This window comes from Oerskovia sp. NPDC060338 (assembly GCF_042726295.1).
Lineage (GTDB): Bacteria > Actinomycetota > Actinomycetes > Actinomycetales > Cellulomonadaceae > Oerskovia > Oerskovia merdavium.
The window spans coordinates 58,728-70,997 of sequence record NZ_JBHXCQ010000013.1; the positions used below are offsets into that span (position 1 = coordinate 58,728).

At 72.5% G+C, this 12,270-nt stretch carries 9 protein-coding genes; 6 read left to right on the forward strand and 3 right to left on the reverse strand.

The annotated features are described in order from the left end of the window. Positions 1–29 precede the first annotated feature (29 nt). On the reverse strand, positions 30–2,060 hold the full coding sequence (gene acs, locus ACFWGN_RS16445; RefSeq protein WP_377618287.1) for an acetate--CoA ligase: 2,031 nt from the start codon (positions 2,058–2,060) through the stop codon (positions 30–32). 358 nt (positions 2,061–2,418) lie between these two features. Here acs and ACFWGN_RS16450 point away from each other — a divergent pair, with 358 nt between their 5' ends. Genes ACFWGN_RS16450 through ACFWGN_RS16470 form a run of 5 tightly spaced genes read left to right on the forward strand, consistent with a single transcriptional unit; the run spans position 2,419 to position 7,516 of the window. Beyond that, the gene (locus tag ACFWGN_RS16450; RefSeq protein ID WP_377618289.1) at positions 2,419–4,020 is read left to right on the forward strand and encodes an ABC transporter substrate-binding protein; all 1,602 of its coding nucleotides are present in this window, start codon (positions 2,419–2,421) and stop codon (positions 4,018–4,020) included. Next, a complete protein-coding gene (locus ACFWGN_RS16455) occupies positions 3,987–5,132 on the forward strand; it encodes an ABC transporter permease (RefSeq protein WP_377618291.1) in 1,146 nt (381 codons plus the stop codon). The genes ACFWGN_RS16450 and ACFWGN_RS16455 overlap by 34 nt, the downstream gene beginning before the upstream one ends. Beyond that, positions 5,125–5,946, forward strand: coding sequence for an ABC transporter permease (locus ACFWGN_RS16460; protein WP_377618292.1), 822 nt, complete (start codon positions 5,125–5,127; stop codon positions 5,944–5,946). Before ACFWGN_RS16455 ends, ACFWGN_RS16460 begins: the two co-directional genes overlap by 8 nt. Further along, positions 5,943–6,854: an ATP-binding cassette domain-containing protein gene (locus ACFWGN_RS16465; RefSeq protein ID WP_377618294.1), complete on the forward strand. Its 912-nt coding sequence runs from the start codon at positions 5,943–5,945 to the stop codon at positions 6,852–6,854. The genes ACFWGN_RS16460 and ACFWGN_RS16465 overlap by 4 nt, the downstream gene beginning before the upstream one ends. Continuing rightward, entirely contained in the window at positions 6,854–7,516 is a 663-nt protein-coding gene (locus ACFWGN_RS16470; protein WP_377618295.1) for an ABC transporter ATP-binding protein, read from the forward strand. The genes ACFWGN_RS16465 and ACFWGN_RS16470 overlap by 1 nt, the downstream gene beginning before the upstream one ends. Positions 7,517–7,628: 112 nt before the next feature. Here the strand turns inward: ACFWGN_RS16470 and ACFWGN_RS16475 are convergent, their stop codons facing one another. Then, positions 7,629–9,038 carry an NAD-dependent malic enzyme gene (locus tag ACFWGN_RS16475; RefSeq protein ID WP_377618297.1) on the reverse strand — a complete coding sequence of 470 codons (1,410 nt, stop codon included), beginning with the start codon at positions 9,036–9,038 and terminating at the stop codon, positions 7,629–7,631. 428 nt (positions 9,039–9,466) lie between these two features. Further along, entirely contained in the window at positions 9,467–10,342 is an 876-nt protein-coding gene (locus ACFWGN_RS16480) for an HAD family phosphatase (protein WP_191800708.1), read from the reverse strand. A 168-nt stretch (positions 10,343–10,510) separates the two neighbouring features. Between ACFWGN_RS16480 and ACFWGN_RS16485 the strand changes: the two genes are divergently transcribed. Beyond that, positions 10,511–12,145, forward strand: coding sequence for an FAD-dependent oxidoreductase (locus ACFWGN_RS16485; protein WP_377618299.1), 1,635 nt, complete (start codon positions 10,511–10,513; stop codon positions 12,143–12,145). Positions 12,146–12,270 lie beyond the last annotated feature (125 nt).

A 12,270-nucleotide genomic window follows, 5' to 3' on the forward strand; every position in this document is an offset into this window, starting at 1 on the left:
GCCGACCAGCTCGGCGCGCCGGGCCGGGCTCAGTCCTCCGAGCCTGCCGGCTTCGCGAGCCCCGACGCGATGAGCGTCATGACGGACGAGTCCGCGAGCGTCGTCGCGTCCCCGACCGTGCGGTTCTCCGCGACGTCGCGCAGCAGGCGGCGCATGATCTTGCCCGAGCGCGTCTTGGGCAGCTCGGGGACCACGAGGATCTTGCGGGGCTTGGCGATGGGCCCGATCTCCTTGGCCACGTGGTTGCGCAGCTCGAGCTCGACGGCCGCGGCGCCCTCCGGGTCCGCCGCACGGGCGGCGTGCTCGCCGCGCAGGATGACGAACGCGACGACCGCCTGGCCCGTGAGCTCGTCCGTGGCGCCCACGACCGCGGCCTCGGCGACGAGCGGGTTCGAGACGAGCGCGGACTCGATCTCCGTGGTCGACAAACGGTGGCCCGAGACGTTCATGACGTCGTCGACGCGGCCGAGCAGCCAGATGTCGCCGTCCTCGTCTTTCTTGGCGCCGTCGCCCGCGAAGTAGATGCCCGGGAAGCGGGACCAGTAGGTGTCCTTGAAGCGCTCGAGGTCTCCCCAGATACCCCGCAGCATGGACGGCCACGGCTCGGACAGGACCAGGTAGCCGCCGCCCCCGTTCGGGACCGGCTGAGCGTTGTCGTCCACCACGTCGGCGACGATGCCCGGCAGCGGGACCTGGGCCGAGCCCGGCTTGGTCGCGGTGACGCCCGGCAGCGGCGAGATCATGATGGCGCCCGTCTCCGTCTGCCACCAGGTGTCGACGATCGGCGCCTGGTCGCCACCGATGACGCGGCGGTACCACATCCACGCCTCGGGGTTGATGGACTCGCCGACCGAGCCCAGGACGCGCAGGCTCGTGAGGTCGAACTTGTTCGGGATCTCCTCGCCCCACTTCATGCAGGCGCGGATCGCGGTGGGTGCGGTGTAGAAGATCGAGACCTTGTACTTCTCGATGATCTCCCACCAGCGGCCCTGGTGCGGGGAGTCGGGCGTGCCCTCGTAGATGACCTGGGTCGCGCCGTTGAGCAGCGGGCCGTAGGTCACGTAGGAGTGGCCCGTGACCCAGCCGATGTCCGCGGTGCACCAGTAGACGTCGGACTCGGCCTTGAGGTCGAACACGTTCTTGTGCGTGTACGCGGCCTGCGTCAGGTAGCCGCCGGTCGTGTGCAGGATCCCCTTGGGCTTCCCGGTGGTGCCGGACGTGTAGAGGATGAACAGCGGGTGCTCGGCCTCGACCCACACGGGCGTGTGCTGGACGTCGGCCGCCTCGAGGGCGTCGTGCCACCAGACGTCGCGTCCCTGCGTCCATTCGACGTCCTGCTCGGTGCGGCGCACCACCAGGACGTGCTCGACCGTGGTGGGCTCGGCGCCGTCCTTGGCTGCGAGGGCCTCGTCGACCGCGGGCTTGAGGGCCGACGCGGACCCGCGGCGGTAGCCGCCGTCCGCGGTGATGACGACCTTGGCCTCGGCGTCGGCGATGCGGCTGCGCAGCGCGTCGGCCGAGAACCCGCCGAACACCACGGAGTGCGGGGCCCCGATGCGGGCGCAGGCCAGCATGGCGACGACGGCCTCGACGATCATGGGCAGGTAGATGACGACGCGGTCGCCCGTGGTCACGCCGAGCGCGTTCAACGCGTTGGCCGCGCGCGAGACCTCGCGCTGCAGGTCCGCGTACGTGACGGTGCGCGTGTCGCCGGGCTCGCCCTCGAAGTGGATCGCGACGCGGTCGCCGTTGCCGGCCTCGACGTGGCGGTCCACCGCGTTGTAGGCGGCGTTGAGCGTGCCGTCGCCGAACCAGCGCGCGACGGGCGCGTTCGACCAGTCGAGGGTCTCGGTGAAGGGCGTCCTCCACGACACGAGCTCGGTGGCCTGACGTGCCCAGAACGCGAGACGGTCGGCCTTGGCCTCCTCGTACAGCGCCGGCCGGGCGTTGGCCTGGGCGGCGAACTCGGGGCTCGGCGGGAAGCTGCGCTCCTCGTGGAGGAGGTTCTCCAGTCCCGTGGACTCGGGCTGCCCGTCGACCTGGTTCTCGGTGGCGGTCACATTCTCAGGCACTCTTACCTCCGGTGCGCATCGACTCTGGTGCGGGGGCTCATGACGTGAGATCCCCTCGGCCTGCGAGCGGCGCGGAGGGGTGCGAGACACGTCGAGCGACGGGGCCTGTCCTGCCCCGACTGGGCGAGTCTAGACCCGATCGGGTGACCGGCGTCACTGCTTCTCGAAATGGGCGAGGGTGCTGACAAAAGGGTGAGCGGCGTCGTCCGGCCCGGGTTCCTCATGCGACAACGTCGCAGGAGTGCCACGATGGCCGGAACCCGAACTACTGACCAGGTGAGCACCCTGTGCTCGCTGCGAAAGGAACGTCGTGGCGCGATCTCGAGCAGTACGTCCTGTTCTCCCGGTGATCGCCCTGACCGGCGTCCTGGTCCTCACGGCCTGCACCACACCGGGCGGGAGCGTCGACGGCGCGAGCGCCGCGGGGGCCGACGGCACCGACGGCATAGTGCTCGCCGACGGCTACGAGCTGGGCGGGTACAACCCCGTCGCAGGCTTCGGGGCCGCAGGCGAGGCCAAGATGTACGACGGCCTGGTCCGCCTCACGGGAGGCGAGGGGATGCCCGGGTTCGAGCCCGCGCTGGCCGCGGAGCTCCCCACGGCCAACGAGGACGCGACCGTCTGGACCGTGAAGATCCGCCCCGACGTGACGTTCTCCGACGGCAGCACGTTCGGCGCCGAGGACGTGGTCGCGACGTACGAGGCGATCCTCGACCCGGCGTCCGCGTCCGAGGCCCGGTCGTCGTTCGACATGATCGAGGAGGTCGTCCAGACCGGCGACGACACGGTCGAGTTCCACCTCGCGTACCCCTACGCGCCGCTCCTGACGAAGATGCTCATCGGCGTCGTGCCCTCGGAGTCCGTCGCGACGCCGGGCCTCGCGGCCGAGTCCACGCTCAACACCGCACCGATCGGGACCGGGCCGTACACGCTCGTCGACCTGTCCCCGGACCGCGCGGTCCTCGAGGCCAACGAGGACTACTGGGACGGAGCACCCGAGGTCAAGAAGCTCACGCTCCTGTACGTGCCCGACGACAACACGCGCGCGCAGCGCATGGCCTCGGGCGAGATCGACGGCACCAACCTGCCGCCGCTGCTCGCCAACACGTTCGAGGGCAAGGACGGTGTGACCGTCACGGCGCACACCTCGGCCGACTGGCGCGGCCTCTCGCTCCCCACCGACAACCCCGTCGCCGGCGACCCCGCGGTCCGCATGGCCCTCAACCTGGCCGCGAACCGGCAGTCGATGATCGACAACGTCCTGGGCGGGCACGGACGCGTCGCGGCGACCCCTATCCCCGAGGTCTACGGCGACGCCTACGAGCCCGGCGCGATCTTCACCTACGACCCCGCCGGGGCCGAGCAGATCCTCACGGACGCGGGCTGGATCGAGGGAGCGGACGGGATCCGGGTCAAGGACGGGCAGCGCGCGCAGATCGCGCTCATGTACAACTCGGTCGACACGGTCCGCCGGGACCTCGCGCAGGCCTTCGCGTCCGACGCGCTCGCGGTGGGCGTCGAGGTGAACCTCGAGGCGCTGTCCTGGGACCGGATCGACCCGCGCATCAACACCGACTCGACGCTCCTGGGCGGCGGCGACGAGCCGTTCGACCCGGACACGCAGGCGTACGGCGCCCTGAGCTCGGTGTTCGTCCAGCCCGACGTCGGCAGCATCTACGACAACCCGAGCGACTACCAGGACGCGACGGTCGACGCGGCGCTCGAGGTCGGGCGACGCAGCCTCGACCAGGCCGAGCGCGACGCGGCCTACCGCAAGGTCCAGGACGCGTACATCGACGACCCGGGCTACGTGTACCTCGTGTTCCTCGACCACACGTACGTCTCCAAGGACGCGGGCTGGACCATGTCGGGCCCCGTGCTCGAGCCGCACGCGCACGGCGTGACGTGGGGACCGTGGTGGTCGCTGCAGTCCTGGACGCGGGACTGATGACCACGGTCCAGGCGGGGCGCGAGGAGCACCCGGCCGGTACCGGTCAGGACGCGGGGCAGGCAGGCGCGGTGCCCGACGACGCCCCCCGCCCCTCGGAGGGCGAGGTGCCCTCGGTGCAGGACCTGCGCCGGGGGCGCCACCGCGACATCTGGGCCATGGTGGGGCGCCGCCTGTTCTTCATCGTGCCGGTCACGGCGGCCGTCTCGGCGGGACTGTTCGCGGCGGCCAAGTACTCGCCGTTCGACCCCTTGGTCGGGTACCTCGGCACCCGGTACATGACCACGAGCGACGCCGACAAGGCGATCATCTCGGAGCAGCTCGGGTTCGACCGGCCCTGGTACTCGACGTACTGGGGATGGGTGCAGGACCTGTTCGGCGGGGACCTGGGGCTGTCTCGGTCGTTCAACCAGCCCGTGGCCCAGGTCATCGGCGAGCGGCTGCCGTGGACGCTGCTCCTCGCGGGCACCGCGCTCGCGCTCGCGGTCGTGGTCGCGCTCGCGCTGGGGATCGCGGCGGGCGTGCGCAGCGGCGGGATCCTGGACCGGGGAGTCACGGCGCTGTGCGTCGTGGTGCAGGGGCTGCCGCCGTTCGTCATGTCGCTCGCGGCGATCGCGGTGTTCGCGCTCGCGCTGGGGTGGTTGCCCGCGGCCGGGCTCACGGACGGGGGAGCGGACCCCACGGTCGGGGGCGTGCTGCGGCACCTGGTCCTCCCGGTCGTGGTCCTCGCGATCTCTCAGGTGCCGTGGCTGCTGCTCGCGGTGCGCGAGTCGGTCGTGACGTCGAAGGGCGAGGACTTCGTGGCCGGCGCGGTCTCGCGCGGCATCCCGACGCCGACCATCACGCGCCGCCACATCGTGCCGACCTCTCTCGCGCCGTTCGTCAACATCGTCGGGGTGCGCCTGCCCGAGCTGGTCGTGGGAGCCGTCCTGGTCGAAGAGGTCTTCAGCTGGCCCGGCGTCGCGGGAGCGATCGTCACGTCGGCCCGCGACCTCGACATGGCGCTCCTGGCGTTCCTGACGATCGGGACGACGGTCGTGGTCATGGTCGGCTCGCTCCTCGCGGACGTCGTCGTGGCCCTGATGGACCCCCGGGTGAGCCCCGATGGCTAGGCGCAACCTGGTGATCGCAGGCTCGGTCCTCGCGGTCGTGGTGCTCTACGCGGTCCTGGTCCCGTGGCTCGCGGGCGTCGACGACCGCGTCACGGACTTCGCGCAGGCCCGCCAGGCGCCGTCGGCGGACCACCTGTTCGGCACCGACTCCGCGGGACGCGACCTGTTCGTGCGCATCGCGTCGGGCATCCGGACCTCGCTCGTCGTGGCGCTCCTGTGCGCGCTGCTCGCGACCGTGATCGGGGTCGTGGTCGGTACCGCCGCGGGGTTCTGGGGCGGGTGGCCGGACCGGATCATCATGCGCAGCACCGACGCGGTCAACGCGCTGCCGCACCTGCTGCTCGGGATCGTGATCGTCGCGATGTTCCGCGGCAGCCTCCTCGCGATCGTCCTGTCGATCGCCCTGACGCACTGGACGCAGGTCGCGCGCATCATCCGCTCGGAGATCCTCAGCCTGCGCCAGCGCCCGTACATCGACGCGGCCGTCCTCGCGGGCGCGAGCCGCTGGCAGGTCGCGGTGCGCCACCTGGTCCCCGCGACCGCGCCGCAGGCCATGATCGCCGTGGTCCTGCTCCTGCCGCACGCGGTGTGGCACGAGTCGACGCTGTCCTTCCTGGGCTTCGGGCTGCCTCCGCACGAGCCGAGCCTCGGCACGCTCCTCGAGGAGGCGCGCAGCTCGCTGCTCCTGGGCGGCTGGTGGACGCTCGTCTTCCCCGCGGCCGTGCTCGTGATCGTCACGCTCGCCGTGGCGTTCGCGGGACAGGCCCTGCGCAAGGTCATCACCCCACCCCAACCCTCGGAGCTGAGACTGTGAGCCTGCGCGTCGAGCACCTGACCGTGCGCCTGCCCCTGCCGAACGGGTCGGTCGTGCACGCCGCGAGCGACGTGAGCCTCGACGTCCCGCGGGGCACGATCACGGCCCTCGTGGGCGAGTCGGGCTGCGGCAAGTCGATCCTCGCCTCGGCCGTCATGGACCAGCTCCCGGCAGGGGCGCGCCGGAGCGGTTCGATCACGGTCACGACCCCGCAGGGCGCTCTCGACGTGTTCGCCGGAGAGCCCTTCCGGGGTCTGCACGCCGCGCTCGTCCCGCAGTCCGCGGCCACGCACCTCACGCCCGTGCGCACCGCGCGCTCCCAGCTCGACGAGACGATCACGACGCTCGGCTCCCCGCGCACGAGCGACGAGCTGGCCGTGCGCGTGGGCCTCGACCCGTCGGCACTGGACTGCTACCCGCACGAGCTCTCGGGCGGGATGGCCCAGCGGGTGGCCGTCGCGGGGGCGCTCGCGGGCGACCCCTCGGTGATCGTCGCGGACGAGCCCACGGCGAGCCTCGACCGGGCCCTGACGGACAGGGTCCTGGGGCTGCTGCGCGAGTGCGCCGACGACGGTGCGGCGGTCCTGCTCATCACGCACGACCTCGCGTCCCTGGTCCGCACGGGCGTGGCCGACCGGCTCGCCGTCATGTACGCCTCACGCCTCATGGAGACCGGCCCGGCGGCCGAGGTGTTCGACGACCCCTGGCACGACTACACGCGCGACCTCCTGGGCGCGCTGCCCTCGCGCGGGCTGCACCCGCTGCCGGGCTCGCCGCCGCAGCTCACCGACCTGCCCGACGACTGCGTGTACTTCCTGCGCCGCCCCGAGACGCGGCAGTCGGGAGGCCCGACAGCCCTGGTCCGGGTCGGCGACCGTTCCTACCGCACGTTGCGCGAGGTGGCCTGATGAGCCTCGAGGCGCGTGGTGTCGTGGCGGGATACCGCCGCAAGCCCCCGGTCCTGACCGACGTCTCGATCAGCGTCCCGGCGGGCACGATCGTGGGACTCTCCGGGCCCTCGGGCACGGGCAAGACCACGCTCGCCCGTGTCCTGGCGCTGCTCGACGCACCACGCGCCGGGGCCGTGACCATCGACGACCAGGTCGCGACGGGCACGCGGTTCGCGGTCCAGGGGGACCTGCGCGGATCGGTCGCGATGCTCTTCCAGTCGCCGCGAGCCTCGACCGACCCTCGCCTGACGCTGCGCTCGATCATCGCCCAGCCCGCCGAGGTCGCCCGTCGCCCGGTCGACGTCGAGGGGGTCGCGGCGCGCGTCGGCCTGACCCCCGACCTGCTCACGCGCAGGCCTTACCAGGTCTCCGACGGGCAGCTCCAGCGGGCCTGCCTGGCTCGGGCGCTCGCGCAGGAGCCGCGGTACCTGATCTGCGACGAGGCGACCGCGATGCTCGACGCCGCGACGACCGCCACGCTCGTGCGCCTCGTCGAGGCCGAGGCCGCCGCGCAGGGCGTGGGGGTCCTGCTCATCAGCCACGACGAGGAGCTGCTCGCCGCGTGCTGCTCGCAGGTCAGCGCGCTCGCGGACCTGCGGCGGGCGCCGGCCCAGCACTGAGCGGTCCCCGCCCGGGCGGGGCGACCGGGGGAGAGGCACCCTGCCCGACGACGGTGCGCGGCGCCGTCGGGCACGTCGCCCCGACGAGAGGTCCAGCCGGGCCAGGCGTCGGTCAGACGAGCGACGCGGCGGCCTCCTCCGCGTGTGCCGCGGCCTCGACCGCCGCCGCGACGACCGTCGTGACCTCGGGGTTGAACACGCTCGGCACGATGTAGGTCGGGTTGAGCTGGTCCTCGTGGATCGTCGAGGCGAGCGCCCGGGCCGCCGCGAGCAGCATGGTGTCGGTGATCTTGTGCGACTGCGCGTCGAGCAGACCGCGGAACACCCCCGGGAACGCGAGCACGTTGTTGATCTGGTTCGCGAAGTCGCTGCGGCCCGTGCCGACGATCGCGGCGTGCTGCGCGGCGTCGACCGGGTCCACCTCGGGCTCGGGGTTGGCCATGGCGAACACGATCGAGTCGGGTGCCATGGTCGCGATGTCGTCGCCCGTGAGGATGCCCGGCGCGGAGACGCCGATGAAGACGTCGGCCCCCGCGAGGGCCTCGACGAGCGTCCCGCTCACGCGCCGCGGGTTGGTGCTGATCGCCGTCCAGGCGAGCGCGGGCGACAGTCCGGGCCGGTCGGGGTGGATCACGCCGTCGACGTCGGCGACCACGACGTCGTGCGCGCCCGCGGCCAGGAGCAGCTTGAGGACCGCCGTCCCCGCGGCCCCCGCCCCCGACAGCACGATCCGCACCTCGGCCAGGTCCTTGCCCACGACCTTGAGCGCGTTCGTCAGGGCCGCGAGCGCGACGATCGCGGTGCCGTGCTGGTCGTCGTGGAACACCGGGATGCTCAGCTCGGCGCGCAGGCGGCGCTCGATCTCGAAGCAGCGCGGCGCCGAGATGTCCTCGAGGTTGATGCCCGCGAACACCGGCGCGATGGCCTTGACCGTGCGCACGATCTCGTCGACGTCCTGCGTGTCCAGGGCGATGGGGAACGCGTCGATGTCCGCGAACCGCTTGAAGAGGGCGGCCTTGCCCTCCATGACGGGCAGCGACGCGAGCGGGCCGATGTCGCCCAGCCCCAGGACCGCCGACCCGTCCGTGACGACCGCGATCGTGTTGCGCTTGATCGTCAGGCGCCGTGCGTCCTCGGGGTGCGCGGCGATGGCCTCGCAGACCCGCGCGACGCCCGGCGTGTAGATCATCGACAGGTCGTCACGGTTGCGGATGGGGACCTTGGACTCGATCTGGAGCTTGCCGCCCAGGTGCAGCAGGAACGTGCGGTCCGAGACCCGGTCCACCGTCACGCCGTGCAGGGTGCGCAGCGCCGCGACGATCTCCGCGGCGTGCGACTCGCCGCGCGTCGCGACCGTGACGTCCACGGTGATGCGCTCGTGCCCCGAGGCCGTGACGTCGAGGGCCGAGACGATCCCGCCCGACTGCTCGATCGCCGTCGTGAGCTCGCTGACCGCGGTGGGCCTGGCCTCGACCTGGAGGCGGACGGTGATGGACGAGGAAACGCTCGGCGCTGAGGTCATGTGGTCAGCGTATTCGCCTGTCGTGCGCAGCTGGTGCACCGAGCAGGTGAGCGGCGGACCCGGCGTGGCGGTGGCGCCGGAAGAGGCCCCGGGCACGGGAACGGCGCCCCCGGAGGGGCGCCGTGCTCGCCAGCGGGACGGGGGTTAACAAGCGTGCTGCGAGGGTAGGTGCTGCAACGGGGCGAGCCCGGTCAGCCAGTCCTATGCGTGGACTTCTCGCGCGTGGGTTCCGCCCGTCCCTGATGCTGTTGTTCCTCAGTGATACGCCGCTCCGGGACGCCGCGCAAGGGGTGGCGGGGAGAACGGGAGAACCTCCACCGGGTGTTCGATCCCGAGCCGGGAGGAGCCGGACAACGGGGACCCCGCGGGTTCGAACAGTCCACGTTCCGGCCCGCTCGTGCGGACCGCCGGGAGAGCCCGGGGCATCGCTACCCGGCACGCCCCGAGCGCTTGCGCACCGCGCGCCACACGAGCCAGCCGACGACCGCGACTGCCACGGCCCCGCCGACCACGACCGCGCCCCGAGGCGGCGCGAGCTGGGTGCGCAGCGTGACGGGGCGTACGAAGGTGAGCGTGCCCCAGCCGCTCTCGCCCGCGAGGCGGCGCAGCGTCCGGTCGGGGTTGACCGCGAACCCGTGGCCGACCTCCGCGAGCATGGGAGCGTCGGTGATCGAGTCCGAGTAGGCGTAGGACGCGTCGAGGTCGTAGCCGTGGGTCTCTGCCAGCTCGCGGATCGCGAGGGCCTTGTTCTCGCCGTACGCGTAGAAGTCGATCTCGCCCGTGTAGCGGCCGTCGACGATCTCCATGCGCGTCGCGACGTAGTGGTCCGCGCCGAGCACCGCGGCGATGGGCTCGACGACCTCGGAGCCCGAGGCCGAGACGATCACGACGTCGTGCCCCCGGTCGTGGTGGCTCACGATGAGCTCGACGGCCTCGGCGTAGACGACCGGGTCGATGTACTCGTGCAGCGTCTCCTCGACGATCTGCGAGACCACGCGCACGTCCCAGCCCGTCACGAGCGAGCTGAGGTGTGCGCGCATGCGCTCGGTCTGGTCCGCGTCCGCGCCGCCGACCATGTAGAGGAAGTGCGCGTACGCGCTGCGCAGCACGTCGCCGCGGCTGATGAGCCCGCCCGCGTAGAACGGCTTGGAGAACGCGGCGGTCGACGAGGTCGCGATGATCGTCTTGTCCAGGTCGAAGAACGCGGCGACCTTGCGCGGGCGCGTCTCGCGGGCGCCTGGACGGGGAGGCGCGAGGGGCGCGCTGCGCGGACCGGTCTGCGGTGAGTCCTGGGGCTGGGTCACCCGGTGAGCCTAACCGGCGAGCGCACGAGATGTCCCGGTTCGGCAGCGTCGTCGTGCCGCGGGTGCCGTGCGGTCCCGGGGAGGTCGTCGCACGACGGGATGTCGTCCTGCCGCCCGCGCGGTACGTTCGGCCGGACGGACCGTGGCCCAGCCCCGTGGGAGGCACGCATGATCACGCTCGACGAGCTCCGCGCCATCACGATCTTCGAGCCCCTTCCCCCCGAGCCGCTCGAGTTCCTCGTCGGGGCGGTCGAGGACATCCGGCTCCTGCCGGGCGAGTACTTCGCGCACGAGGGCGACGAGCGCGCGTTCTTCGTCGTGATCGAGGGGCGTGCGGAGATCACCAAGATGATCAACGGCGACGAACGCGTGATCGGGGTCCGCACCCCGGGCATGTTCTTCGGCGAGGTGCCCATGACGCTCAGCACGAGCTTCCCGGCGAGCGGGCGCGCGACCGAGGCCACGCGCATCATGAAGCTCGACGCGACGGTCTTCTACGGTCTCGCGGCCATGGCGCCGGCGGTCCCGGCCCACGTCGCGACCCTGGCGCGCAGCTACCTCGACGCGCTCCAGGCGCACGCCTCGGAGAAGCCCGTGGCCGAGGCGCACGTGATCGGGCCCCGGCTCGACGCGGGCGTCCGGGACCTGGCGACGTTCCTCACGCGCAACCACGTGCCGTTCGACCGGGTCGTGGTCGAGGCGCCGGCCGAGGTCGCGGCGAGGGTCGCGCCCGCGCACCCGGTCCTCGAGCTGCGAGACGGGTCGCGGCTCGTCGCGCCGACCATGCGTGAGGTCGCGCACGCGGTCGGCCTGGCAGTGGAGCCCACCGCAACGGACTACGACGTCGTGATCCTCGGCGGGGGGCCCGCGGGGCTGACCGCGGCGGTCAACGCTGCGGCCGAGGGCCTGCGCACGCTCGTCGTCGAGAGCCTCGCGCCGGGCGGCCAGGCAGGGACCTCGACGCGGATCGAGAACTACACGGGGTTCCCCTACGGCATCTCGGGGGACGACCTCGCGAGCCGCGCGCTGACCCAGGCGCAGCGGTTGGGCGCCGAGATCGTCGTGACGCGCACGGTCGAGTCGATCGACCCGGGATCGCACCGGGTCGTGCTCGACGGCGAGGACGCGCTCGGGGCGCAGGTCGTGATCGTCGCGACCGGGGTCGAGTGGCGAACGCTCGCGCTGGAGGCCGTGGACCGCTACCTCGGCAACGGCCTGTACTACGGGGCCGCGCGCAGCGACGCGGCCCTCGCCCAGGGGCAGGACGTCTGCATCGTCGGCGCGGGGAACTCGGCAGGGCAGGCGGCGATCTTCTTCTCGCGCCACGCCCGGTCCGTCACGATGCTCGTGCGCGGCGAGTCGCTCGCTGCCAGCATGTCGCGCTACCTGATCGACCAGATCGCCGCCAACCCCGGGATCCAGGTCGAGACCCGGGCCCAGATCGTCGACCTGCACGGTGACGAGGGACTCGAGCACGTCGACGTGCTCGACGCGCGGACGGGGGAGACCGCTCGCCGTGCGCTCCCGGTCGTGTTCGTGATGATCGGCGCGGACGCCGTGACGGGCTGGCTGCCCGCGGAGGTCGCGCGCGACTCGCACGGGTTCGTGCTCACGGGGGCCGAGGCCGCGGCCGCGCCGCAGTGGACCGCCGAGCGCCGGCCGTTCGCCCTGGAGACGAGCGCCCCGGGGGTCTTCGCGATCGGCGACGTGCGCTCCGGGTCGGTCAAGCGCGTCGCGGCCGGGGTGGGCGAGGGCGGGATGGCGATCGCGTACGCGCACCAGTACCTCGCACTGGCTCACTGACGTCGGGCTCGTCCACAGGGGCACGGCGGGCGCGGTCGTCCACAGGCCCGACGGCGCAGCCCCCGCCCTCGGTCGTCTCGCCCCAGGATGAGGGTCGGCCCGTGCGGACGGGCCGGTGCGGAGGA

Coding starts and splice junctions, on each gene's coding strand:
- ACFWGN_RS16475 (WP_377618297.1), bottom strand. CDS start 9,038: ATGACCTCAGCGCCGAGCGTTTCCTCGTCCATCACCGTCCGCCTCCAG.
- ACFWGN_RS16460 (WP_377618292.1), top strand. CDS start 5,125: ATGGCTAGGCGCAACCTGGTGATCGCAGGCTCGGTCCTCGCGGTCGTG.
- ACFWGN_RS16485 (WP_377618299.1), top strand. CDS start 10,511: ATGATCACGCTCGACGAGCTCCGCGCCATCACGATCTTCGAGCCCCTT.
- ACFWGN_RS16470 (WP_377618295.1), top strand. CDS start 6,854: ATGAGCCTCGAGGCGCGTGGTGTCGTGGCGGGATACCGCCGCAAGCCC.